The sequence below is a fragment of the Ferrovibrio terrae genome (assembly GCF_943372915.1).
Taxonomy (GTDB): Bacteria; Pseudomonadota; Alphaproteobacteria; order Ferrovibrionales; family Ferrovibrionaceae; genus Ferrovibrio; species Ferrovibrio terrae_A.
Genome location: NZ_CALSAN010000016.1, coordinates 26,385 through 50,211, shown reverse-complemented (window position 1 = coordinate 50,211; position 23,827 = coordinate 26,385). Strand labels below are relative to the sequence as shown.

General features: G+C 63.5%; 26 protein-coding genes. 18 read left to right on the top strand and 8 right to left on the bottom strand.

Features of this window, described 5'->3' with window-relative positions:
* Positions 1–9: 9 nt before the first annotated feature.
* The 3 genes from thpR to AAG821_RS12750 all read right to left on the bottom strand — a co-directional run bounded on the left by thpR (position 10) and on the right by AAG821_RS12750 (position 2,468).
* Positions 10–657 (bottom strand): RNA 2',3'-cyclic phosphodiesterase, encoded by a 648-nt coding sequence (gene thpR / locus AAG821_RS12760; RefSeq protein ID WP_341911967.1) that lies wholly within the window; start codon positions 655–657, stop codon positions 10–12.
* A 49-nt stretch (positions 658–706) separates the two neighbouring features.
* A complete protein-coding gene (locus AAG821_RS12755; protein WP_341911970.1) occupies positions 707–1,765 on the bottom strand; it encodes an NADP(H)-dependent aldo-keto reductase in 1,059 nt (352 codons plus the stop codon).
* Between the two features lie 103 nt (positions 1,766–1,868).
* Positions 1,869–2,468 (bottom strand): arylesterase, encoded by a 600-nt coding sequence (locus tag AAG821_RS12750; RefSeq protein ID WP_341911972.1) that lies wholly within the window; start codon positions 2,466–2,468, stop codon positions 1,869–1,871.
* Positions 2,469–2,563: 95 nt separating this feature from the next.
* On the opposite strand from AAG821_RS12750, the gene AAG821_RS12745 reads away from it, so the two are divergent.
* The 3 genes from AAG821_RS12745 to AAG821_RS12735 are packed head-to-tail and all read left to right on the top strand — an operon-like array spanning position 2,564 to position 6,447.
* Positions 2,564–3,322 (top strand): ABC transporter ATP-binding protein, encoded by a 759-nt coding sequence (locus tag AAG821_RS12745; RefSeq protein WP_341912137.1) that lies wholly within the window; start codon positions 2,564–2,566, stop codon positions 3,320–3,322.
* On the top strand, positions 3,322–5,829 hold the full coding sequence (locus AAG821_RS12740) for an FtsX-like permease family protein (RefSeq protein ID WP_341911974.1): 2,508 nt from the start codon (positions 3,322–3,324) through the stop codon (positions 5,827–5,829). The genes AAG821_RS12745 and AAG821_RS12740 overlap by 1 nt, the downstream gene beginning before the upstream one ends.
* Before the next feature lie 12 nt (positions 5,830–5,841).
* Positions 5,842–6,447, top strand: a complete 606-nt coding sequence (locus tag AAG821_RS12735) for a class I SAM-dependent methyltransferase (protein ID WP_341911976.1) — start codon at positions 5,842–5,844, stop codon at positions 6,445–6,447.
* Positions 6,448–6,454: 7 nt separating this feature from the next.
* On the opposite strand, the gene AAG821_RS12730 is transcribed toward AAG821_RS12735, so the two are convergent.
* On the bottom strand, positions 6,455–7,657 hold the full coding sequence (locus AAG821_RS12730) for a Bcr/CflA family multidrug efflux MFS transporter (RefSeq protein ID WP_341911977.1): 1,203 nt from the start codon (positions 7,655–7,657) through the stop codon (positions 6,455–6,457).
* A 253-nt stretch (positions 7,658–7,910) separates the two neighbouring features.
* On the opposite strand from AAG821_RS12730, the gene AAG821_RS12725 reads away from it, so the two are divergent.
* The 4 genes from AAG821_RS12725 (at position 7,911) to AAG821_RS12710 (ending at position 11,961) form a co-directional block, all read left to right on the top strand.
* The gene (locus tag AAG821_RS12725) at positions 7,911–8,636 is read left to right on the top strand and encodes a Bax inhibitor-1/YccA family protein (RefSeq protein WP_341911980.1); all 726 of its coding nucleotides are present in this window, start codon (positions 7,911–7,913) and stop codon (positions 8,634–8,636) included.
* 161 nt (positions 8,637–8,797) lie between these two features.
* Entirely contained in the window at positions 8,798–10,291 is a 1,494-nt protein-coding gene (locus AAG821_RS12720) for a M81 family metallopeptidase (protein WP_341911982.1), read from the top strand.
* A gap of 13 nt (positions 10,292–10,304) precedes the next feature.
* On the top strand, positions 10,305–11,621 hold the full coding sequence (locus AAG821_RS12715; protein WP_341911984.1) for a tetratricopeptide repeat protein: 1,317 nt from the start codon (positions 10,305–10,307) through the stop codon (positions 11,619–11,621).
* 136 nt (positions 11,622–11,757) lie between these two features.
* Positions 11,758–11,961 carry a hypothetical protein gene (locus AAG821_RS12710; protein ID WP_341911986.1) on the top strand — a complete coding sequence of 68 codons (204 nt, stop codon included), beginning with the start codon at positions 11,758–11,760 and terminating at the stop codon, positions 11,959–11,961.
* A gap of 81 nt (positions 11,962–12,042) precedes the next feature.
* Here the strand turns inward: AAG821_RS12710 and AAG821_RS12705 are convergent, their stop codons facing one another.
* From AAG821_RS12705 to AAG821_RS12690, 4 genes are all read right to left on the bottom strand, one after another.
* Positions 12,043–12,480, bottom strand: a complete 438-nt coding sequence (locus tag AAG821_RS12705; RefSeq protein WP_341911988.1) for a DUF2794 domain-containing protein — start codon at positions 12,478–12,480, stop codon at positions 12,043–12,045.
* Between the two features lie 82 nt (positions 12,481–12,562).
* Positions 12,563–13,114, bottom strand: a complete 552-nt coding sequence (locus AAG821_RS12700) for a response regulator (protein ID WP_341911990.1) — start codon at positions 13,112–13,114, stop codon at positions 12,563–12,565.
* Positions 13,115–13,138: 24 nt separating this feature from the next.
* Positions 13,139–13,795, bottom strand: coding sequence for a chemoreceptor glutamine deamidase CheD (locus tag AAG821_RS12695; RefSeq protein ID WP_341911992.1), 657 nt, complete (start codon positions 13,793–13,795; stop codon positions 13,139–13,141).
* A 24-nt stretch (positions 13,796–13,819) separates the two neighbouring features.
* Positions 13,820–15,010: a pentapeptide repeat-containing protein gene (locus tag AAG821_RS12690; RefSeq protein WP_341911994.1), complete on the bottom strand. Its 1,191-nt coding sequence runs from the start codon at positions 15,008–15,010 to the stop codon at positions 13,820–13,822.
* A 256-nt stretch (positions 15,011–15,266) separates the two neighbouring features.
* On the opposite strand from AAG821_RS12690, the gene AAG821_RS12685 reads away from it, so the two are divergent.
* The 11 genes from AAG821_RS12685 to AAG821_RS12635 all read left to right on the top strand — a co-directional run bounded on the left by AAG821_RS12685 (position 15,267) and on the right by AAG821_RS12635 (position 23,823).
* Positions 15,267–15,785, top strand: coding sequence for a hypothetical protein (locus AAG821_RS12685; RefSeq protein ID WP_341911997.1), 519 nt, complete (start codon positions 15,267–15,269; stop codon positions 15,783–15,785).
* Between the two features lie 107 nt (positions 15,786–15,892).
* Positions 15,893–16,429: a hypothetical protein gene (locus tag AAG821_RS12680; RefSeq protein WP_341911999.1), complete on the top strand. Its 537-nt coding sequence runs from the start codon at positions 15,893–15,895 to the stop codon at positions 16,427–16,429.
* 171 nt (positions 16,430–16,600) lie between these two features.
* Positions 16,601–17,092, top strand: coding sequence for a hypothetical protein (locus tag AAG821_RS12675; RefSeq protein ID WP_341912001.1), 492 nt, complete (start codon positions 16,601–16,603; stop codon positions 17,090–17,092).
* A 180-nt stretch (positions 17,093–17,272) separates the two neighbouring features.
* Positions 17,273–17,587 carry an STAS domain-containing protein gene (locus AAG821_RS12670; protein WP_341912002.1) on the top strand — a complete coding sequence of 105 codons (315 nt, stop codon included), beginning with the start codon at positions 17,273–17,275 and terminating at the stop codon, positions 17,585–17,587.
* Complete coding sequence (locus tag AAG821_RS12665) at positions 17,584–17,949, top strand: response regulator (RefSeq protein WP_341894951.1); 366 nt, start codon at positions 17,584–17,586, stop codon at positions 17,947–17,949. The genes AAG821_RS12670 and AAG821_RS12665 overlap by 4 nt, the downstream gene beginning before the upstream one ends.
* Before the next feature lie 47 nt (positions 17,950–17,996).
* Entirely contained in the window at positions 17,997–20,261 is a 2,265-nt protein-coding gene (locus tag AAG821_RS12660; protein ID WP_341912004.1) for a chemotaxis protein CheA, read from the top strand.
* 17 nt (positions 20,262–20,278) lie between these two features.
* Entirely contained in the window at positions 20,279–20,797 is a 519-nt protein-coding gene (locus tag AAG821_RS12655) for a chemotaxis protein CheW (RefSeq protein ID WP_341912005.1), read from the top strand.
* 12 nt (positions 20,798–20,809) lie between these two features.
* Positions 20,810–21,676, top strand: coding sequence for a protein-glutamate O-methyltransferase (locus tag AAG821_RS12650; RefSeq protein ID WP_341912007.1), 867 nt, complete (start codon positions 20,810–20,812; stop codon positions 21,674–21,676).
* Between the two features lie 27 nt (positions 21,677–21,703).
* Positions 21,704–22,756 (top strand): chemotaxis response regulator protein-glutamate methylesterase, encoded by a 1,053-nt coding sequence (locus tag AAG821_RS12645; RefSeq protein ID WP_341912009.1) that lies wholly within the window; start codon positions 21,704–21,706, stop codon positions 22,754–22,756.
* 103 nt (positions 22,757–22,859) lie between these two features.
* On the top strand, positions 22,860–23,252 hold the full coding sequence (locus AAG821_RS12640) for a response regulator (protein ID WP_341912011.1): 393 nt from the start codon (positions 22,860–22,862) through the stop codon (positions 23,250–23,252).
* A 94-nt stretch (positions 23,253–23,346) separates the two neighbouring features.
* Positions 23,347–23,823 (top strand): MarR family winged helix-turn-helix transcriptional regulator, encoded by a 477-nt coding sequence (locus AAG821_RS12635; RefSeq protein WP_341912013.1) that lies wholly within the window; start codon positions 23,347–23,349, stop codon positions 23,821–23,823.
* Positions 23,824–23,827 lie beyond the last annotated feature (4 nt).

The following is a 23,827-nucleotide window of genomic DNA, read 5'->3' as shown; positions in this document are numbered from 1 at the left end:
CGTCAGCCGTCAGCCGTGGCCGTAGGCCGCCGCTTCCGCCTTGTCCCAGTCGCCGTGATCCTCGGCCCAGGCATCGGCCTCGTCCGCCATCCAGTCATGCTCGACATCCTCAGCCATGCCGCCGTCCAGGCGATAGACCTGTTCGGGCGTATAGATGGCGCCCGACGATGACAGGAAGCTGGAATACAGCACGAAGCGGTCGCAGCGATAGGCCGGTCCGGCATAGAGCGCGTGATGACTGAGGAAGGCGCCGATGCGATCGAATGGCGCATAGTTCAGCCGTGCCAGGGTCACATGGGGGCTGAATTTGCGCCGGTCGGGCGGCAGGCCGACGCGCAGCATGGCGTTGTCGACCTTTTCCTGCAGGCGGTTGAGCGCCGGGTTGGGCCGCACCCCGGCCCAGAGCGCATTGGCCTTGCGCTTGTCGCCAAAGGTTCCGACGCCGAACAGTTCGACATCGAAGGACGGCATGATGACGCTGGAGAGTTCTTCGGAGATGGCGCGGGCCGTGCGGCCATTCACCTCGCCGATGAAACGCAGCGTGAGATGGAACTGGTCAGGGTTGACCCAGCGCGCACCAGGCACACCGGCACAGAGGGCAGCAAGCGACCGACGAATCTCGTCGGGGAATCTCAGGGCAACGAACAAGCGGATCATGGCATGGCCCTCCGCTGGAAAGGACCTTACGGTCCGGAACGAACGCTAATCAGGCGCTCGGGTTCGGATGCTCGCGATGGATGGCTTCAATGCCGTCAATGACCTCCTGAGACAGTTTCACGCTGATGCTGTCGATATCGGCCTTGAGTTGCGCCAGGCTGGTGGCGCCGATGATATTGGATGTGACGAACGGCCGGCTGTTCACATAGGCCAGCGCCATCTGCGACGGATCGAGGCCGTGCTGCTGGGCCAGCGCCACATAACGCTCGGTGGCGCGCTCGGCCTGCGGATTGCTGTAGCGGGTGAAGCGGGTGAACAGCGTCATGCGCGCGCCGGCCGGCTTGGCGCCGCCGAGATACTTGCCGCTGAGCACGCCCATGGCGAGCGGCGAATAGGCGAGCAGGCCGACGGCTTCCTGCTTGGTCACTTCCGACAGCGAGGCTTCGTACCAGCGATTGAGCAGGCTGTAGGGATTCTGGATCGAGACGATGCGCGGCAGGGCGGCATTGGTTTCTGCCGCGGTGATGTGCCGCGTCGCGCCCCAGGCGGTTTCGTTGGAGACGCCGACGGTGCGGATCTTGCCGGCCTTGACCAGTTCGGCCATGGCTTCCAGCGTTTCCGCAATCGGAATCGCGACCTCGTCATTCCAGGGATATTCGGCACGGCCGAAATTCACCGTCAGGCGGTCCGGCCAATGGGTCTGGTAGAGATCGATATAATCGGTCTGCAGGCGCTTCAGGCTTTTGTCGACCGCCTCGAAGATCTGCTTGCGGCTCAGATTCGGCGGCTGGCCGTCATTGCGCAACCAGGCAAAATCGCCGCGCGGCCCGCCGCCACGGCCGGCCACCTTGGTGGCCAGGATGATCTTGTCGCGATCCTTGCGGTTTTTCAGCCAGGTGCCGATGTAGGTTTCGGTGCGGCCCTGGGTCTCGGCCCGCGGCGGCACCGGATACATTTCGGCGGCATCGATGAAGTTGATGCCATGATCCAGTGCGTAATCGAGCTGGGCATGGGCTTCGGCTTCGGTGTTCTGTTCGCCCCAGGTCATGGTTCCGAGGCAGATAAGGCTGACCTTGATATCGGTGCGGCCTAAATGACGGAACTCCATGACAAAACTCCCAACGCAGGCCAGGCGAAAACAGCCCCCGACTGTTTCGGCGGCATGCTTATATTGTCGGCACGACTCGGCTTTTACAACAACGAATTGAGGTCTATTGCCCCAGGAACCGCAAAATCTGGGGTAGCGTGCGCTCCACCATCACGGTGACGCCTTCGCGGCTCGGATGCATGCCGTCGCTCAGATTGAGTTTCGCCTCGCCGGCCACGCCGTCGAGGAAAAACGGGTAGAGCGGGATGCCGTATTTGGCGGCCAGATCGGGATAGATCGCGTTGAACCGCCGGCCGTAATCGGCCCCCAGATTGGGTGCCGCCAACATGCCGACCAGCATGGTGGGCAATCCCGCCTGCTTCAGCTTGGCCAGGATGGCATCCAGGTTGGTCCTGGCCTGCTCCGGCGCCAGACCGCGCAGCATGTCGTTGGCGCCCAGTTCGACCAGCACATGGGTCGGCCGGTCAGCCAGCGACCAGTCGAGCCGGGCGAGCGCGGCGGCCGTGGTATCGCCGGAAACGCCGGCATTGAGCACGGCAACATCAAGGCCTTTCGCCTTCAGCGCCTTTTCCAGCTGCGCCGGATAGGAAGCATCAGGCGGCAGGCTGTAGCCGGCCACCAGGCTGTCGCCAAACACCAGCAGGCGGGCCTTGGCGCCAGATTGGGCATTGGCCGCACCGCACATCAGCGTGACCAGGATCACGGCCAGCAGCCCTGCGACATTGCAGCATTGCCGGAAAACCCCATATCTTCCGTATAACTTCACGAGCTGCCTTCCTGACAAGGACTGAACCATTGATAGCGTCATCTAGCGCAAATCCGTCTGCTGTCGAGCAGAGCCCCATCGTTCAGTCGACCCCGATCGTTCAACTGACCGATGTGCATCTCACTCTCGCCAGCACGGCCGGCCCGGTCAACATCCTGCGCGGCATCGATCTCAGCGTACAGCCCGGTGAACGCATCGGCATCGTCGGGCCGTCCGGTTCGGGCAAATCCACCCTGCTGGCGGTGCTGGCCGGGCTGGAACGCGTCAGCAAGGGACAGGTGGTTGTCGCCGGCGGCGATCTCAATGCCCTGAACGAGGATCGCCTGGCGCTGTGGCGCCGCAGCCGGGTGGGCATCGTGTTCCAGAGTTTCCATCTGATCCCGACCATGACCGCGCTGGAGAATGTCGCCGTGCCGCTGGAACTGGCAGGCGCGAGTGATGCCATCGTGCGGGCACGTGCGGCGCTGGCGCAGGTGGGCCTGGCCAAGCGCGAGACGCATTATCCGGCACAGCTGTCAGGCGGCGAGCAGCAGCGCGTGGCGCTGGCGCGCGCCGTGGCGCCCCGCCCCGCCCTGCTGCTGGCCGACGAGCCGACCGGCAATCTGGATGGCAGCACCGGCCATGCCATCATCGACCTGATGTTTGGCGAGGCGGCGAAGCTGAACTCCACGCTGATCCTGATCACCCATGACGAAAACCTGGCGGCCCTGTGCGACCGCGTGGTGCGCATCGAAGACGGCAAGATCAAATCCATCGAACAGCGGCCGGCGCGCCCGCAGGCGGCAGACTGATGCTGTCGCTGCGGTTTTCACTGCGTGAATTGCGCGGCGGCCTGCGCGGCTTCCGCCTGTTTGTCGCCTGCCTGGGTCTGGGTGTTGCCGTTATCGCCGGCATCGGCACGCTCTCTGCCGCGATCATCACCGGCATGGAGCGTGATGGCCGCAGCCTGCTGGGCGGCGACCTGGAATTCCGCCTCACCCATCGCGGCACCACGCCGGAAGAACAGAGCTTCCTCGCCCGCCAGGGCAGCGTTTCCTACAGCGTGCAGATGCGCGCCATGGCCCATGCCCTGCGCAGCGACGAACGCACGCTGGTGGAACTGAAGGCGGTCGATGGCGGCTATCCGCTGTATGGCGCCGTCGAGCTGGAACAGCCCGGCACGCTGGCTGCGCTGCTGGAAACCCGCAACGGCCTGCCGGGTGCCGCCGTCGATCCGCAGAGCCTGATCCGCCTCGATGCCGCCGTGGGCGACCGCATCGGCATCGGCGAGGCGCAGTTCGAGATCCGCGGCGTGATCGCGCGCGAACCCGACCGCGCCACCGAAGGCCTGACGCTGGGTCCCCGCGTGATGATCGCCGCCGAAGCGCTGGAGGCCACCAAACTGGTGCAGCCCGGCACGCTGGCCTACTGGCATTACCGGGTGAAGCTGCGTCCGGAGCTGACCGCGGCCCAGGTGCAGGATACCGCGCAGAAGGAACTCCCCACCGCCGGCTGGCGCATCCGCGACTGGAAGGAAGGCAGCCCCGGCGTGCGGCGCTTCCTCGATCGCGCCGCGCTGTTCCTGGTGCTGGTCGGCCTTACCGCGCTGCTGATCGGCGGCGTGGGCGTGGCCAATGCCGTGCATGCGCATCTGGATGGCAAGACGCCGACGATTGCGACCCTGAAATCGCTCGGCGCCACCACCGGGCTGATCTTTCGCGTCTATCTGTGGCAGACCCTGCTGCTGGCCGCCTTCGGCATCCTGATCGGCCTGGTGGTCGGCACTGCGATTCCCAATCTCGCCGCCGGCGCACTGGCCGATATCCTGCCGCTGCCGCTGGTCGCCGGCATCTACTGGCAGCCGCTGGCACTCGCCGCCGCCTATGGCCTGCTGGTGGCGCTGGCCTTCACCATCTGGCCGCTGGCGCGCGCCGCCGATATCCGCCCGGCCGCACTGTTCCGTGACCTGGTGGCCCCGGGCCGCAGCCTGCCGCGACCGGTATATGTGATCGCCACGCTGCTGCTGTTTGCCGCGCTGGCCGCGCTGGCCATCTTCGGCGCCGATGAGCGCCGCTTTGCCACCGCCTTTGTTGGTTCGGCTATCATCGCCTTCGTGCTGTTCCGCCTGATCGCCGGCGTGGTGGCGCGCGTGGCGCGTCATATCCGGCCACGCAATGTCCGCCTGAAGCTGGCCTTTGCCAGCCTGCACCGACCGGGGGCTGCCACCGCAGCGCTGCTGTTGTCGCTCGGCGTGTCGCTGACGCTGCTGGTCGCCATCGCGCTGGTCGAAAGCAACCTGCATGCCCAGGTCGAGGACCGCCTGCCTGATGAGGCGCCGGCCTTCTTCTTCGTCGACATCCAGCCCGCGCAGATGGAGGATTTCCGCGCCACCGTGCTGGCTTCGCCCGGCGCGCGCGATCTTGAGACCGTGCCCAACATGCGCGGCCGCATCGCCAAGGTGAAAGGCGTGCCATCGGAACAGGTGGAAGTGACACCGGAGCAGCGCTGGGTACTGCAGGGCGACCGCGGCCTGACCTACGCCCGCGACCTGCCGGCGGGCTCGAGCCTGCTGGCCGGCAGCTGGTGGCCGCGCGACTACAACGGTCCGCCGCTGGTCTCGATCGAGGAAAAGGCAGCCCAGGGCCTTGGCGTCGGCATCGGCGACAGGCTGACCGTGAATGTGCTGGGCCGCGATATCGACGCCGAGATCGCCAGCATCCGCCGCCTCGACTGGAGTTCGTTCGGCATCAATTTCGTGCTGGTCTTCTCGCCCGGCCTGCTGGAACGCGCGCCACATACCTTCCTCGCGACCGTCAAAGCCGGGCCGGCGGCCGAACTAGCGCTGTTCCGCAGCGTGACGCAGCGCTTCCCCGGCATCTCGGTGGTGCGCATGAAGGATGTGCTGAGCGAGCTGAACGCCATCGTGCTGAAGCTGGGGGCCGCCGTGCGCGGCGCCGCCGGCATCACGCTGATTGCCGGCCTGATCGTGCTGGCCGGCGCACTGGCGGCGGAACATCGCCGCCGCCTCAAGGAAGGCGCGATCCTGAAGGCGCTGGGCGCCACACGGCGCGACATCATCGCCGCCCATGTGATCGAATACGGCACCGTCGGCCTGGTGGGGGCAACGCTGGCTTTCGGGCTCGGCTGGCTCGCCGCATGGGCGATGGTGACGCTGATGATGGGCGCGACCTTCTATTTCGCCCCCGGCATCGCCGCCGCCACCGCGTTGGGCGGCGTGGCCGCCACGCTGCTGCTGGGGCTTGCCGGTGCCTGGCAGGCGCTGGCCGCCAAGCCGGCACCGCTGCTGCGCGCGCAGTAATCTGATCCAGTGATGAATGGGCGGCCAGAACAAATTATAGGCATCTACGAGCGCAAGGCGCGTGAGTTCGATGCGGTGCGCAGCCGCAGTCTGTTCGAGCAAGCATGGCTGGAGCGCTTTGCCGCACTCCTGCCCAAGGGCGCATCCGTACTGGACCTCGGCTGCGGTCATGCCGAACCGATCGCGGCGTGGCTGATCGCGCGCGGCTGTCGCCTCACCGGCATCGACACCGCCCCCAGCCTGCTGGCGCTCTGCCGCCAGCGGTTTCCGGCGCATGACTGGATCGAGGCCGACATGCGCAGCCTCGCACTCGGTCGTCAGTTCCACGGAGTGGTTGCCTGGGACAGCTTCTTCCATCTGCCGCATGACGACCAGCGCGCAATGTTCGCCAGCTTCAGAGCGCATGCGGCGCCCGGCGCAGCGCTGATGTTCACCAGTGGGCCTGCCCATGGCGAAGCCACCGGCAGTCATGCGGGCGAAGCCCTGTATCACGCCAGCCTGGCGCCGGAGGAATACCGCACATTGCTGGCGAAGGCCGGCTTCGCGGTGATGGCCCACAAGGCAGAAGATCCGGATTGCGCCGGCCATACCGTGTGGCTGGCGCAGCGGCAGCCCTGAGGCCGGTTCACCGCACCAGCACCAACCGCGCCGAGAGACCGCCGAGGCCGCAGAGGGCAACGATCACCGCCATGGCGAGCGCCGGGTCGCCGGACAGCAGGCTGACGATGCCGCTGGTCATCGCGCCCAGCGTGAACTGCAGCGTGCCCATCAGCGCCGCTGCCGAGCCGGCGCGTTCGGCTTCGGCCGCCATCGCGCTGGCAGCCGCATTGGGCAGGACGCCACCGAGGCTGGCGATATAGAAGAACAGCGGCACCCACAGGCCGATCATCCCGCCAATCGAAAACAGCGCGGCAATCAGCAGCGCAATGCCAGCCGCCGCCATGGTGGAGATCGAAACGATCAGCACCTCATCCAGCGTGAAGTGGCGCAGCAGGGCGCGGTTGACCTGCGAAAAGCCGATGATACCGACCGCGTTGATCCCAAAGACCCAGCCATAGGCCTGCGGCGACAGGCCATAGAGATCGATGAAGACAAAGGGCGAGGCGGCGATGTAGCAGAACAGCCCGCCCATGCCGAGACTGGAGGCCAGCGTATAGCCCATGTAGCGCCGGGTGCCGAGCAGCCGGCCATAAACCTGCAGCACGGAACCGAGCGTCAGCCGCATATCGGGCCGCGCGCCGCGCGTCTCGGGCAGCCACCGCCAGGCGGCCAGCATCGCCAGCAGGGCGAAGCTGGCGAGGAACCAGAAGATCGCATGCCAGTCGAACCAGGCCACCACATAGCCGCCCAGCAGCGGCGCCAGGATCGGCGCCACGCCCATCACCAGCATCAGCAGCGACATGACGCGGGCACCTTCGCGCGGCTCGAACAGGTCGCGCACCATGGCGCGCGAGATCACCAGACCAGCGCAGGAGCCGAAGGCCTGCACAAAGCGCGCGCCGATCAGCGTGTCGATGCCCGGCGCCAGCGCGCAGGCGATCGAGGCGCCGATGAACAGCAGGTTGCCGACCAGCAGTGGGCTGCGGCGGCCGAAGCGGTCGCTGATCGGGCCGTAGAACAGCTGGCCGATAGCCAGGCCGAGGAAAAAGACCGACAGCGTCTGCTGCACCTTGCCCGAATCGGTGGCCAGCGTGCGCTCCAGCGCCGGCAGGGCGGGCAGATACATGTCCACCGCCAGCGGCGTGAAGGCGCTGAGCGCGCCCAGCACCAGGGTCAGGCGCCAGAGGCCCCCGGAGGGCGGCGGGGATGCGCGCAGGGAATCGGTCATCGGGGTCTCGATTAAATCGGCGGTTTTCCGCCTTTGCGGGAGGGACTTATGCTTACGGCATCCATCGTGTACTGACGAGTACCGGGGTCACAAAACCGGCGTTTAGGGCCAAACCGCCCGCCACCGGGCATTGTATGAAGAAACTGCGTCAGCAGAATGACTTATACAGAAAGTTTATGTCGGGTTTATTCTTGAAATTCACCCCGACACTGACAATATGCTCACCACAACCATTGTCTGAGGAGGCAATACCATGTCGACCCCGTTTAACCAGCCGCGCTATGGCTACGGCACCACCACGATTGACCGTGCGGTGGTGGATGAGGCCCTGCGCAGCTACATGCTGCGGGTCTACAACTATATGGGCTCGGGCCTGGCGCTCAGCGCCATCGTCGCGCTGCTGGTGTCGCAGTCCCCCGCCCTGATGAGCACGCTGTTCACCGGCGGCCTGTCCTTTGTGGTGATGCTGGCTCCGATCGGCCTGCTGCTGGTCATGAGCTTCGGCGCCAACAAGATGTCGGCTGGCGCCGTGCAGGCGCTGTACTGGGCCTTCACCGCCACGATGGGCCTGTCGCTGTCGACCATCTTCATGGTCTACACCGGCACCTCGATCCTGCGCATCTTCTTCATCACCGCCGCGATGTTCGGCGCGATGAGCCTGTGGGGTTACACGACCAAGCGCGACCTGACCGGCATGGGCAGCTTCCTGTTCATGGGCGTGATCGGTCTGTTCATCGCCAGCATTGTGAACATCTTCCTGGGCTCCAGCGTGCTGCAGTTCGCCATCTCGGCGATCACGGTTCTGGTCTTCACCGGCCTGACCGCATTTGATACGCAGCGCATCAAGTCGGAGTTCTACGAGGGCGATGCGTCTGACATTCAGACCAAGCAGGCGATCTTCGGTGCCACCTCGCTGTATGTGAACTTCCTCAACATCTTCATGGCCCTGCTGCAGCTGTTCGGCCAGAAGAACGAGTAATTCCGGCTTAACCACCGAAACGACCCAGGCCCCGGCAGGCAACTGCCGGGGCCTTTTTCTTTGGCTTGCCCCTGCATGACCCGTGACAAAGCCGGTGGCGCGGTTTTAAGCTTTCATTCGTCTGCCTACGAATTACTCAGCCAGCAAGGAAGTCCCGCCCCATGAAGCTTGTCCTCGCGATGGTGAAGCACGAGACCAACACCTTCTCGCCGATTGTCACCGACTTCGCCCGCTTCGAATCCTGGGGCCTCTATACCGGCCAGGCGGCCATCGACGCCTATGCCAAGACCAACATGCCGCTCGGCGTCTATCTGACACTCGCTAAGGAATACGGCGCCGAGGTGGTGCTGCCGATGGCTGCCGAGGCCATGCCGGGCGGGCTGGTGACGAAAGACGCCTGGAAGCGCCTGACCGATCCGATCCTGGAGGCGGTGAAAGCCGGCTGCGACGGCTGCCTGCTCGATCTGCATGGCGCCATGGTGGTGGAAGGCCTGGAGGACGGCGAAGGCACCCTGCTGGAGCAGATCCGCCAGATCGCGCCGGACCTGCCGATCGCCGTGACGCTGGACCTGCATTGCAACCTGACGCCCAAGATGGTGGCCAACTGCACGGCGCTGATCGGCTACAAGACCTATCCGCATGTCGACATGGACGTGGTGGCGGGCCAGGTCGGCCGCGTGGTGATGCCCTTCATTGCCGGCAAGGCACCGAAGCCGGCGATGGCGCTGCGCCAACTGCCGCTGCTGTCGCAGACGCTGTGCCAGGGCACCGATGACGAGCCGATGAAATCGGCGATCCAGGCCTGCAAGGATGAGGAAGCAAAGGGCCTGCCCTGCGCCAGCGTGTTTGGCGGCTTTGCCATGGCCGATATCCGGGATGCCGGCACCACCGTCATCACCGTGGGCCTCGACCAGGCGCAGGCCGATGCGGCGGCCGACCGCATCGCAGCCCAGGTCTGGGACAAGCGCGATATCCATATCTACCAGCATCGCGATCTGGCCGAGACGGTGGCCAAGGCCAAGAAGCTGAAGGATGGCCCGGTGATCCTGCTGGACCATGCCGACAATTGCGGCTCGGGCGGTACCCAGGATGTGATGATGGTGATCGCCGAAGTGTTGCGCCAGGGCCTGGAAGACGTGGCCGTGGGCGCGGTGTGGGATCCGGAGGCCGTGCAGATCATGCAAAAGGCCGGCGTCGGCGCCACGGTGACGCTGGCCCTGGGCGGCAAGAGCGACATGCCGTCGCTGAAGCTGAAGGGCAAGCCACTGACGCTGACCGGCAAGGTGCGCACCATCACCGACGGCGAATGGATCGTGCGCGGCCCGATGTATCATGGCTACAAGGTGATGATGGGGCCGACTGCGGTGCTGGAGGTCGAGGGGCGGATGCAGATTGTTGTCGTCTCGCGGCACCACGAACCCTGGGATACCGGCGTGTTCCGTTCGGTGGGCATCGAGCCCGAGCACAAGCGCTACCTGCTGCTGAAGTCGCGCATCCATTACCGCGCCGGCTTCGCCCCGCTGGCCAAGGCGACGTTCACGCTGGATGGCGAGGGCGTCACCACATCGGACAACAGCATCATCGACTACAAGAATGTCCGCCGGCCGATCTATCCGCTCGACAAGATCAACGACTGGCAGGACGCCGCCAAATAAGCGAAGGCAAAGCATGCTGCAGGACCGCTGGGGCCTCGACGTCGCCACCGACCATCCAGCCGTCATCGAGGGCCTGAATACCTTCGATACCAGCTTCATCACCTATGGCACCACGGCGGCGGCAATCTGGGAGGCGGCCAAGACCGACCCGGCCTGCGTGATCGCCCAGGCCAAGGCTGCGGCGCTGGAGCTGTTTCTGCAGACCGGACAATCGGTGGCCAAGGCACGGCCCTGGCTGGCCACCGCCGAACCGCATCTGGCCAAGGCGACCGAGCGCGAACGCCTGTGGCATGCGCAGGTCAGCGCCTGGGCTGCTGGCGATGCGGAAACCGCAATTGCGCTGACCTGCGACCTCGCCGCGCGCTGGCCACAGGATCTGGCGGCGGTGAAGATGGCGCAGTTTCACCTGTTCCATGTCGGCGACCTGGCCGGAATGCTGCGCGTGGCCGAAGCCGCCCTGCCCCAACACCGCGCTATGGCCGAGATGCATGGCATGCTGGCCTTCGGCCTTGAGGAGATGAACCGGCTGGACGAGGCCGAGGCGGCGGCGCGGCAGGCGATTGCGCTCAAGCGCGCCGAACCCTGGGCGCATCATGCGCTGGCCCATGTGCTGGAAACGCAAGGGCGCTGCGCCGAAGGCCTCGAGACCATGCTGGGCTTCTCCGATACCTGGAGCGACCGGAATTCCTTCATGCGCAGCCACAACTGGTGGCATGCCGCGCTGTTTGCCATCGACAGCGACCAGCCCGATGCCGCGCTCCGCCTCTATGACGAACAGGTCTGGGGCGTGTGGAAAGAGTACAGCCAGGATCAGGTCAACGCCGTCGCCCTGCTGGCGCGACTGGAATTCGCCGGACTGGATGTTGGCGAGCGCTGGCAGGATGTTGCCGACTATATCGAACGGCGTGGGCCCGAGCATGTCGAGCCGTTCCTGGATGCGCATTACCTGCTGGGCCTGAGCCGCGCCGGCCGGGATGCAGCGGTGCAGACTCTGCTGACCAGTCTGCGCGATCACGTCGCCAGCCAGGCTGAGCAGCAGCTGATGGGGCGTATCTGGCGTCAGGTCGGAGTCGATCTGGCAGAAGGCGTTGCCGCCTATGGGCGCGGCGAGTGGCGGCAGGTGTTCGAAAAATTACCCCCAGCATTGCAAGGCCTGCAGCAGATCGGCGGCAGTCATGCACAGCGCGATCTGTTCTGGCAACTGTGGCTGCAGGCGGGGGCCAGAGCAGGCGCGCGGGATGCCATAAAGCCGCATCTGGAGCGGAGAATCCGTGATCGGCCCAGTGTGGAAAAGCATCGCCGCGAATTCGCTGCACTCCTGAAAATATAAATTTCCCGTAAACCGACAGAGTGTCGCAGTGAAAATATCTGCCATTGCCGATTGCGTGCGACGCGCGCAAGACTGATGGTGATGCAGCCACCGATTCGATGGGGGGTTTGCAGCACTGTACAAGGGATGGATTCCAATGATGACCCGCTTCAAGACGATTGCCGCTGCTTTCGTGATGGCCGGCTTCCTGGCCGGCGCCGTGGCGCCTGCCTTTGCCCCGGCCGCCGAGGCTCAGACCACGCAGCCTGCCAAGAAGAAGACTGAGAAGAAGGCCGAGAAAAAGAAGACTGGCGAGAAGAAGGCAGCCAAGCCGGCTGCGAAGAAAGCCAAGAAGGCCTGAGCGTCACACGCCACAGAATCCTGGAACGGGCTCCCATCGGCTGATGGGGGCCCTTTTCTTTTCCAGACTATTGTTGTCGCGCTAGAGCGTTGCTTCCCGCTTGGGTTCAAAAAAACGCAGCATCACGGCCAGATCCTTGCCGCGGCGCACGATGCGGCCACCCTGGGCGATGATGGCGAAGGCGCCCTGCTTGCGCGCCAGTTTCGGCGTTTTGACAATGCGATACAGCGCGCCATCGGCGCTGCGGCGGAAAACAGCAAAGCTGCAACTCTCGCGGTCATGGCCGATGGCATAGTCGCGCCATTCGCCCATCCCGACCATGCGGGCATAAAGATTGAGAATCAGGTTGAATTCGCGCCGGTCGAAAAAAACGGCGGTTTCGACCGCCGGACGAGGATCTGTGCTCCTGGCAACGATCAGCTTTACATCCGGACCTGAAGTCACACCCGCAGTCACACCGTCCAGGACGGTTTCCTCGGACGAACGGCGGAACTGGTGCAAAGCAACAACTTCGCTCATGCCGGAACGGCTGACCTCCCAACTGCTTCAGTTGCTTGAATCTTGGTCCCGCGCCGGCAGAACGTCAACCGGAATGTAATGATCAGAGCTCGTTGAGCAGGTTCGCGACGGCGGATTCATCCATCTGCTGGTCGCCCTTTTCCAGCATATCCTTGCGCCGCTCTTCGCCGGTGTAGTTCGACACCTTGTGGCGGCGGCGGTCGGGGCCAAAGAATTCGTCGGTGCGCACGAACTGGCGCGGATATTCGACCACCATGCTGATGCGGCGCGCCATGGTCTTGGCCGAAAATGGCTTGACCAGGAATTCAGTGACGCCAGCATCGCGCGCCTTATGCACTTTCCATTCTTCAGACTGCGCCGTCACCATCACAATCGGCACGAACACATTCTTCGATGCCGGGTTCTTGCGGATCCATTCGACCAGGCCAAGGCCATCCACATCACCGTCCATGTGCCACTCGGTGAAGATGATGTCGACGACATTGTTTTCGAGATAGGTGAGCGCGTCTTTGGCATTCAGGCACTCGGCGATGCGATTGACACCAAGCGGTCGCAAAACCTCTTTAATAAGCTGCATGTGGTTGTGATTGCTGTCGACCACAAGCACTGCGACGTTGTTGAGTTTGTATGCCATGGCGACGAAAGCTCTGCGCGGATCTCAGTCGAACAGCTCGATGCTGCCGGCCGTGGTTTGCACAGCTGTGATCTTCTTCGTGCTCTCGCGCTGGAACACGGCCTTCGCACTGGCATCTTCAATCTGCTTCATGCGCACTACCCCGGTGGTCGGGAAATACTGCACCTTGCGTGGCAACGTGCCGCGCAGATCGGCGCCCATGATCTTGAAGCCTTCGGCTTTGAGATAGCGTTCGACGAATTCAGCATTCTGGTGGCCAATGCCGCGCAGGCCAGCCAGCACGTTGGCGCCGCCGAAGATTTTCACCTCCAGCCGCTCGCGACGCCCACCAGCCCCCAGGATTCCGTTGATCAACTGCTCCATCGAATAACTACCGTAGCGCAGCGATGCGGAAAACGGCAAATCCGGATTGTTGTCGCCGCCTTTATCGGGCAGCAGGAAGTGATTCATTCCGCCGACCGCCGCGACCGGGTCGCGGATGCAGGCGGCCACGCAGGAGCCCAGGACGGTGGCCAGCATCTCGCCCTCGCGGGTCGAAACATAGAAGTCGCCCTGAAAGACCTGGACCACGTTAACTTTTAGAATCGGGTCGTAATACCGGCGGCGCTCCGCATTGGGACCTGCAGCGCTGCCCTCGGTGGCGGCTGGACGCCGCAGGATACTGCCCGGTGTGGTATTCATTTTGCCATCATGACTTTCGGCCGGTCACGGTTCAAGGCCGCTGACGTCGTGGAGGATCGCATCCCCCCAGTCGACGCCATCGCAGACCGCCCCGGCAAGGCGGGCATTGGACAGATCCGTGTAGATCCGGCGGCCGGTGCGCTCGCCACTCGAGCTGAGAATCTCGGCGCTGGCAAAGCGGCTGCCACTAAGGCGGCCATTGCGCAGATCGGCTCCCGTCAGGTTGCACCCGGCGAAGGTTGCATCCAGGGCGTGGCAGCCGCGCATGTCAACGCCGGACAGATCGGCGAATTTAAAGGTTGTCTTGTCCACCTTGGCATCGCGCAGGGCAGCACCGCGCAGCTTGATGCCGGACAGGTCGAGGTTGCTGAGATCGAAGCCGCTGAGGTCCTGGCCGCGCAGATTGGCCGGCTTGCCGTCGCCGCCGCTGACCCAGCTCTTATGCTCGGCCAAGGCAGCCTGAATCTCCGCTTCGCTCATCGGGGTGGGCGCTGCCGAACTGGGTTCGGCTGCCATATTGGCCATCACCACATTGGCGCCGAAGGTATCGACCGTGCTGAGATCCACGCCATGCAGATGCGCATCGGTCAGGTTGGCGCCCTGCAGTGTGGCCCCCGCCAGGTTGGCGCCGCTGAGTTCGGCCCCCACCAGATTGGCGCCCGCCAGCGTGGCGCCGCCAAGATCAGCACCCGACAGATCGACACTGACCAACTGGCAGTCGGTGAGCGCGGCATCCTGCAGGTTGGCGCCAGCCAGGTTGCTGCCGCTGAAATCGGCGCCCAGCGCATCGACCCCGATCAGCGTCGCACCGGCAAAATTGCTGCCGGTGACGTTCTGGCGCAGCAGTTCAACGGCCTCGGCAGGATTCTGTCCCAGTTCGAGACCACGGCGGAAATTCGCGCCGGTCAGATTGGCGCCGGCCATGTTGACATTTTCCAAGGTCGCGCCGCGCAGATCGGCGCGGCTGAGATCGGCCTCCGACAGATCGGCGCCACTCAAATCCGCCTTGAAGAGATCGCATTGCACCAACTGAGACTTGGCCAGCCTGGCATCGCGCATCGTCGCCATACGAAAGGACGCACGGCGCAAATCTGCGCCGCTCAGGTCTGCGCCGGTGAGGTCGCGGCCGGAAAAATCCGCCGGACGACCACTCGGCATCCCCTTGAGCCAGAGATGATGGTGATGCAGCATCTCCTTGATATCGATCGGATCCATACCCGCCCGGTGCCCCCTTAATTAATCCGGTAGTTACCATGTTTCGGAGCAGCGGCATACGCATGCTGTGCAGTGTTACCGCCTTTTAATTTCCACCCCTTAGCGAATTTGTCCACAGTGCCAGACAATCATTGGGCGTGCGACCGCAATGACAACCAGCGGTCGTAATCCGGAAGGGTGCCGAAGCATAAAAGATACCAGAAGCGCTTGCCGGGCGACGGGTGCAAACCGCCGGGAAGTATGGAAGAGTTAACCCATGGGGAAGGCTGGGGCATTGCCTAACAACACTCGGAGTACGCCATCGGGCAGCGCGGAAATCGGCATCGGGCCGGCCGCGTCGCGCGAACTGCTGGATTTCATCGCGCTTGTCCTGCTCGCCCTCAAGGAAGAGGTCGAGGACCTGCAGAAAGTCCAGAACAGCAACGGCCAGGCCTTTGCGGCCAAGCTGGTGGAACTGGGCAAGCAGCTGCCGGACTCCCCCTTGATGGGTGAAGCCATCAGCCTGATGCAGGGGGATGACCTGCGCAGCCAGCGCCAGCAGCATGTGATCAATGCGCTGCGCTATGTCGAAGACATTATCCGCGATCAATCAGGACGCGACTGGGCGCCGCGCCTGACCGAACGCGCCGCTGGCTGGGGCGAAGGCCTGATTGCCAGCCAGACCCTAGAACAGGTGCGCGCACATTTTCAGCATTATCTGCTGGGATCGCCATCTGAAGATGCAGAGCGTGGCCAATCTGCAATCGCCGAAAAAAGCGATGTGGAACTGTTCTAGTCTTTATGCAGATCAGCTCTATTCGGTTGCGGTGATGAAACAGGACGTTTACTTTGCCCGTGTTATTGCAGTGGCTGATACGTCACCGCACCAGGAGCGTCATGAGCATGGCTGACAACGATCGCGCCAAGACGGACGGCGCCTCCAAACCCTCGAAGGGCGCGGAGTTCGTTACGCCACCCAATTATCTGAAGATGAAGGTTGGTGCCGGCGGTATCGACAAGGAAGCGATCAAGGAAGCCGAGATCGCGATCCAAGTGCTGGGCCATAAAATGTATTCGAAATGGGCCGATGACGATCTCGGTCGCATGCGCGCCTCGTTCGAAGAACTCAAGCAGACCAGTCTGGACGATGCCGACAGCGTTAAAAAGATGCTGCGCATCTGCTGGGACATGAAGGGCCTCGGCGGTACTTTCGGTTACCCGCTGGTCACCACGATTACCCATTATCTCAGCAATTACCTTGAATATTGCCTCAGCACCGAGGCTGCACATGTCAGCGCCGCGGTTGTATCGCCGCATATCGACGCCCTGTATGTGGTGCTGAGCCAGAAGATCAGCGGCGATGGTGGTGCCATCGGCCGCGAGCTGGTCTCCGGTCTGGAAAAAGTCGTGCTCAAGACCGGCGCGCGCATTGGCGGATAACCGCCACCATTCTGCCGAGAACCCAATAGCTAGTAGCTTTACGATCGGCCGACCCGCGATCTAGCGGTTCGACCTTGACCCCCCGAATCGGCGCAGGTAAGGTCAAACCGAATCGGACAGACGTCCCGATTCGAGACTTCTGTATCTGCTTTTTCAGGGATTGGAACACCCGTGGATCTCGATCAAGGGTTGTTCGCTGAGCGCGATTCGGATTCTTCGGGCCACGATGACGCCCCGTTCAGCCATGACCCGTTCAGCCAGAGTTCTTTCAGCCACGGGCTGGCCGACGATCCCATCATCGATGTGGAAGCAGAAGACATCGAGCCAGAGGATGCCGGGCCGCGCGCGCAGCCGCTGAGCCGCCTGCCCCGCATCGGCGACCGCTTCAACACCGAAACCCGCTTCCACGGCCAGTCGCTTTCACAACTTGCAGTTCATTCCCTGTGGATCGCGGATTATCTGCGCCAGCTCGGCGAGACCGAAATGGCCGATGGCGACCTGGACAGCATCGGCCGCTGCGCCGATGATCTGGAAAGCGCCATCATGCTGATGTTCCAGCTGGCCGGCGGCACCCGCCAGGAGCTGCGGCAGCGCTATCACGAAATCAAGCGCGCCATGCGGGCGCAAAGCCACGCCACCATCGATCTGGGCCGCGCCCAATAAGAACCGGCGCACCCAAGGGTTCGCCGAAGTCTCGGATGAAATGTGGTTTTTTGATAACCCCCCGACTCATCCCCCTTCCGTCCCGGCAGGCCGTCGGCTAGGCTTGTCCTCATAAGGGTGTGCGGTCGTTCCGGCGGCCGCGGCCGGTGCCCGCTCTGCGGGTACTCAGGGGGCGAGTGGATGGAACCGTTCACGATCACGAAGGCTGACGACGCGACCCAGCTCGGCTTGGTAGCCAGCATGGATTTGCGGGCTGCCGAACCGCTGTTGCACAGTTTCCACGAGATTATGAGCCAGGGTGGCAAGGTGGTAATCGACGCCGCCGCGGTCGAACGCCTGTCCACCCCCTGTGTCCAGATTCTGCTGTCTGCCGCCCAGCATATGGAGCAGAACGGCATCGCCTTTGTCGTGAAATCGCCCAGTGATGCCTTCGTCAGCGCCTTTGACGACCTGGGCCTGTTTTCGTTTCTCATGAAATGGCCGGTACAGACATGACCAAGCGGGTTCTCACTGTCGACGATTCGAAGACGATGCTGCAGATGCTGCAGTTCGCGCTCAAGCAGGGCGGCTTCGAGGTCATCCAGGGCGAGAATGGCCAGGAAGGCCTCGACCTTCTGGACGCCAATACTGTTGATGTCATCATCACCGACATCAACATGCCGGTGATGGATGGCATCACCTTCATCAAGGAACTGCGCAAGAAGCCGAAGAACAAGGCGACGCCGGTTCTGATTCTCACCACCGAAAGCAGTCAGTCCAAGAAGGAGGAGGGCCGCAGTGCCGGCGCCACCGGATGGATCGTCAAGCCGTTCGATCCCGGCAAGCTGCTTGAGGTAATCCGTAAGGTCAGCCCGTAACGGGCGATGGCGGAACGGCGACGCGGAGCAGAAGCGGGACGCGGCCTATGGATGACTTAGCCCAATTCAAACAAACCTTCTTCGCGGAATGCGAGGAGCTGCTGGGCGACCTTGAAGGTCACCTGATGGCGCTGCAGTCCGGCGAAGGCGACAACAACACGCTGAATGCCGTGTTCCGCGCCATCCATTCGATCAAGGGCGGCGCCGGTGCATTCGGCTTCGACCGCCTGGTCGCTTTTGCGCATATTTTCGAGACTGTGCTCGACCTCATGCGCGACGGACGGCTGGAGCCGACGCCGGATTCCGTGCTGCTGGTGCTGCATTGCGCCGATATCCTGTCTGATCTGGTGAAGGCCGCGCAGAACGGTACCGAGCTGCCCGCCGATCACGAAAATGAAGGCCGCAAGTCGCTGATCGACCTGGCGGCCACCATCGGCGTCGACGCCGACCCGAATGCGGCCGATGCGGCCCTGGCCGCGCTGGATGCCCAGCTGGCAGGTGGCGGCGGCCTGGATGCAGAACCCGAGCCCGCCCCGGCCGCCGCGCCTGAGCCGGAGCCCGAACCGGAAGCGCCTGCCGCCGCGCCAGCAGCGCCGGCCAAGGCGCCCCTGCTGAAATACCTGGTGAAATTCACCCCGCGCGATGCGCTATACCAGCGCGCCAACGAGCCGCTGATCCTGATCCGCGAATTGCGCGAACTGGGCGGCTTCCTGGCCAAGGCCGATGCCGAAGCCGTGCCGGCCCTGGATCAGATCCAGCCCGAAGGCGCCTATATCAAGTGGGAATTCGAGGTCGAGACCGATCGCGGTGAACAGGCGATCAAGGATGTGTTCGAATTCGTGCTCGATGACTGCGAGCTTTCGATCACCTGCCTGAACCCGCCGGCCGCAGCAGCAAAACCTGCAGCAGAAGCCAAGCCCGCCCCCGAGGCGGCCCCCAAGGCCGAAGCCCCGGCCGCAGCGGCCCCCGTTGCCCAGCCCAAGCCCGAAGCGCCGAAACCGGCCGCTGCCGCCGCGCCCAAGCCTGAGGCTGGTGCTGGCGGCCCCGGTGCTGGTGCTGCTGGCGGTGGTGGCGCACCCGGCGGCGAGACCAAGGCCGCCCGCTCGATCCGCGTCGATCTCGACCGCGTCGACAAGCTGGTCAACATGGTTGGCGAGCTGGTGATTACGCATGCCATGATCGCGCAGCAGACCGAGCATCTGCATGCCGACCAGCATCCTGAACTCGCCAACGGCCTGGCCGAACTCTCGCATCACATCCGCGATCTGCAGGAAAGCGTGATGGCGATGCGCGCCCAGCCGGTGAAGAGCGTGTTTGCCCGCCTGCCGCGCCTGGTGCGCGAACTGGCGATGATGACCAACAAGAAAATCCGTCTCGACATGAGCGGCGAGAACACCGAAATCGACAAGACGGTGATCGAGCAGCTGGGTGATCCGCTGACCCACATGATCCGCAATTCCTGCGATCATGGCATCGAAAGCCCGGAAGACCGCGCCGCCGCCGGCAAGCCTGCGGAAGGCGTGATCCATGTCTCCGCCGACCAGCGCGGTGGCCGCATCGTGATCGAAATCACCGACGACGGCCGCGGCATCAACCGCGAAAAGGTGATGAAAAAGGCGATCGAGAAAAAACTGGTCGCCCCCGATGCCGTGCTGAGCAATGAAGAAATCGACAACCTGATCTTCCTGCCCGGCTTCTCCACTGCCGACACGGTGTCCAATATTTCCGGCCGCGGCGTCGGCATGGACGTGGTGCGCCAGAATATCCAGTCACTCGGCGGTCGCGTGCATATCCAGTCACGTCCGGGCCAGGGCTCGAGCTTCATCCTGACCCTGCCGCTGACGCTGGCGGTGCTGGATGGCATGGTGCTCAAGGTCGGCGTGCAGTCCTACATCCTGCCGCTCGCCAATATCGTGGAAAGCCTGCGGCCCGAGCCGGACCAGATCAACATCGTCGCCAACCAGAGCCAGCTGCTGCGCATCCGCGGTGAGTATGTACCGCTGGTCTACCTGCATCGCATCTTCAAGGTGCCGAATGGCATCGATGACACGACCAAGGCGCTCATCATCATTGTCGAACTGGAAGACGGCTCGAAGATGGGCCTGGTGGTGGACGAGATCATCGGCCAGCAGCAGGTGGTTATCAAAAGCCTGGAAGAGAATTTCGATCCGATCCGCGGCGTCGGCGCCGCCACCATCCTGGGCAATGGCCGCGTGTCGCTGATTCTGGACGTCGCCGGCATCAAGCATATTGCCGAGCATGAGGGCCAACAGCGCGGCTCGGTTCCGCGTCTGGCCGCGCCGGCCGCGTAAATCAGGAGAGTTCAGTCATGGCATCCGCAGAACAGACCGCCCGCTCCAGCCGCACCGTCCAACTGGTTTCGTTCACGGTTGGCAACGAGGAATACGGCGTCGACATCATGGCGGTGCGCGAAATCCGCGCCTGGTCGGAAACCACACCGCTGCCGAACACGCCGGAAGTGGTGCGCGGTGTCATCAACATGCGCGGCGCCATCGTGCCGATCTTCGACCTGCGCGCCCGCTTTGGCATGCCGCGCACCGAGCCGACCAAATACAACGTCGTGATCATCGTTTCGGTGTCGTCACGTATCGTTGGCATCCTGGTCGACGCGGTGTCAGACATCATCACCATCAACGAAGATGAAATCCGCCCGATGCCCGATATGGAGCAGGTCAGCGGCCTGGGCTTCATGGAGGGCCTGATCACCGTTGGCGAGCGCATGGTCGGCCTGATCGGCCTGGAGCGCATGTTCGCCGGCCGCATGCTCGAAGCAGCAGACAATACCGGCAAGCCGATGCTGGCCGGTCCCGCCGAATCCGCGGCCTGATAGCGCAATCACATGTCCGCCGACAGCAGAACAGCAGAGACCCCCGGCACCGAAGATCGCGAATTCGCCTTCTCCACGGGCGATTACGATTACCTGCGTTCCATGCTGAAGGAGAAAACCGGCATCGAGCTGGGGCCGACCAAGCACAATATGGTCTATGCCCGCCTGGCCAAGCGGCTGCGCAAGCTCGGCATGAGCGGCTTCCGCCAGTATATTGAATTCATCGGCTCGCCCGCCGGCGTCGATGAACTGGGCACCACGCTGAATGCGCTGACCACCAACCTGACCAAATTCTTCCGCGAGAACCATCATTTCGAGCATCTCGCCACCAACGCCCTGCAGGAAATCCGCGCCCGCGCGGTGAGCCAGGGCCGGCGCCTGCGCATCTGGTCGGCCGGCTGTTCGTCTGGTGAAGAGCCCTACTCGACGGCCATTACCCTGTTGCGCGCGATGCCGGACATCAAGCAATGGGATGCCAAAATCCTGGCCACCGATATCGATACCGAGATGGTGCGCCGCGGCACGGAAGGCATCTATCCCGCCGCGTCGCTGGAAGGCATGCCGGCCGATATCGCCAAGAAATATTTCGAACCCTATGGCGACGACAAGGTGCGCGTCGTCGCCGAAGCCCGAGCCCTGATCAGCTTCAAGCACCTCAATCTGGTCAGCCACTGGCCGATGAAGGGCCCGTTCGACGTTATCTTCTGCCGCAATGTCGTGATCTACTTCGACAAGGACACCCAGCGCGTGCTGTTCGACCGCTACGCCAATCTGCTGGCGCCTGGCGGCTTCCTCTATATCGGCCATTCAGAGAACCTGTTTGGCATCACCGAGCGGTTCAAACTCTTGGGCCGCAATATCCATCGCAAGATTGCATAATCATTCTGGGACGTGCGGAGCAGCGCAGTGGCCGGCAAACGTATCAAGGTTCTCATTGTTGATGACAGCGCGCTGATCCGTCAGCTGCTGACGGCCGCCCTGTCGAGCGACCCGGAGCTGGATGTGGTGGGCGCGGCCCCCGATCCGCTGGTGGCCCGCACCATGATCAAGGAACTCAACCCCGATGTCCTGACCCTGGATATCGAGATGCCGAACATGGACGGCATCTCCTTCCTGGAAAAGATCATGCGGCTGCGGCCAATGCCGGTGGTGATGGTGTCCACCCTGACGCAGAAGGGCGCCAATATCACGATGCAGGCGCTGGAAATGGGCGCCGTCGACTTCGTGCCCAAGCCGACGCTGGACATCAAGCATGCCCTGGAAGAGATCAAGCTGGATCTGATCGCCAAGGTTAAGACCGCCGCTACCGCCCGGGTGGTGGCGCGCAACCGGCCGGTCGAGGGCCAGTCGCCCAAGCGCCTGACGCCGGGCCCGGGGTTCAACTCGACCGACATTATCGTGGCGATCGGATCCTCAACCGGCGGTGTCGAGGCGCTGAAGGAAGTGATCACCATCCTGCCGCCGGACAGTCCGCCGGTACTGATCACCCAGCATATGCCGCCCCGCTTCACCGGCAGCTTTGCCGCCCGGCTCGATTCGCTGTCCGCCGTCACGGTGACCGAGGCGAAAGACAATGTCCGGGTCTTCCCCGGCCACGTCTATATCGCCCCGGGCGACTTTCACCTGACCCTGCACCGCTCAGGCGGCCACTACTATACCAAGCTGAACCACGACGCCCCGGTGTCCGGGCACCGGCCCTCGGTCGATGTGCTGTTCAACTCGGTGGCCGAACATGCCGGGCACAATGCCATCGGCGTGATCCTGACCGGCATGGGCAAGGATGGCGCCACCGGACTTAAGAAAATGCTGGAAGCGGGTGCCCAGACGATCGGCCAGGACGAGTCGACCAGCCTGGTTTACGGCATGCCCAAGGCCGCGAAACTCATGGGTGCAGTGCAAGCGGAAATCGGTATCAGCCAGATCGCCTCCGAGATTTTGAACCGTTGCAAACAGCGTTGAGAAACCTTGTTTTTTGGGATAAAAACCATGATGTTAGGCATTGATTTGGACACCACCGGCCAGAAGGGCCGGCGTTGGTTGAGTTGAGGGAAGAGCGAGCGATATGCCTTCGGCCAGCACTCTGCGAGTTTTGATTGTCGATGACCAGATGAGCATGCGCGGCATTGCGCGTTATTGCTTGCAGGAAATCGGCATCAAGAATGTTGTCGAGGCGAAGAGCGGGGCTGAGGCCCTGGTCGCCATCGGCTCCAACAAATTCGACCTGATCATCTCCGACTGGAACATGGACGGGATGGATGGCCTGACTCTGCTCAAGACCATCCGCAGCAATCCGCTGACCAAGCGCATGCCATTCATCATGGCAACGGGCCAGCGTGACACCGAAATGGTGAAGACTGCAATCCAGGCCGGCGTGAACAACTATATGGTGAAGCCGTTCAACGCGGCGACCATGCGACAGAAGATCGAGGCAGTGCTGGGCAAGCTCGGCTCCTGACGCCGCAGCTCCCCAGCGCAGCATCATGGCCGCGCCACAGTCGACAGCCCCACAGTCCACAGCGTCGCAGCCTGCCCCATCACAGCCCGATCCCGTGTTGCCGCCGCCAGCGCCGCTGAAGCTGGATCTGTATCTGCCCTACCTGATCAATCGCGCCGGCGTTTCCCTCGCCGCACGTTTTGGCCCTGCGCTACGCCAGGCCGGCGTCACGCTGCAGGACTGGCGCGTGCTGGCGGCACTGCGCGAACATGACAGTCAGCGCCTGACCGAACTGGCCGTGCGCACCAGCATCGAGGTCTCGACGCTGTCGCGCCTGGTCAGCGGGCTGGAAACCAATGGCCTGGTCAGCCGCAGCCGCGACAGTGACGATGCCCGCGCAATTGCCATCCGGCTGACTGCTGTCGGCGCCGCCGCCACCGCCACCCTGATCCCGGCGGCGCAGATCCTGGAGCGCGAGGCGCTGGCGGGCCTGAACGAAGCGGAAATCGCGACGCTGAAGACTCTGTTGAACCGGATTTACGACAATCTGGTCACGCAACCGCCGACGGGCGGCGACACGCCCGCGCGCTAGGCGC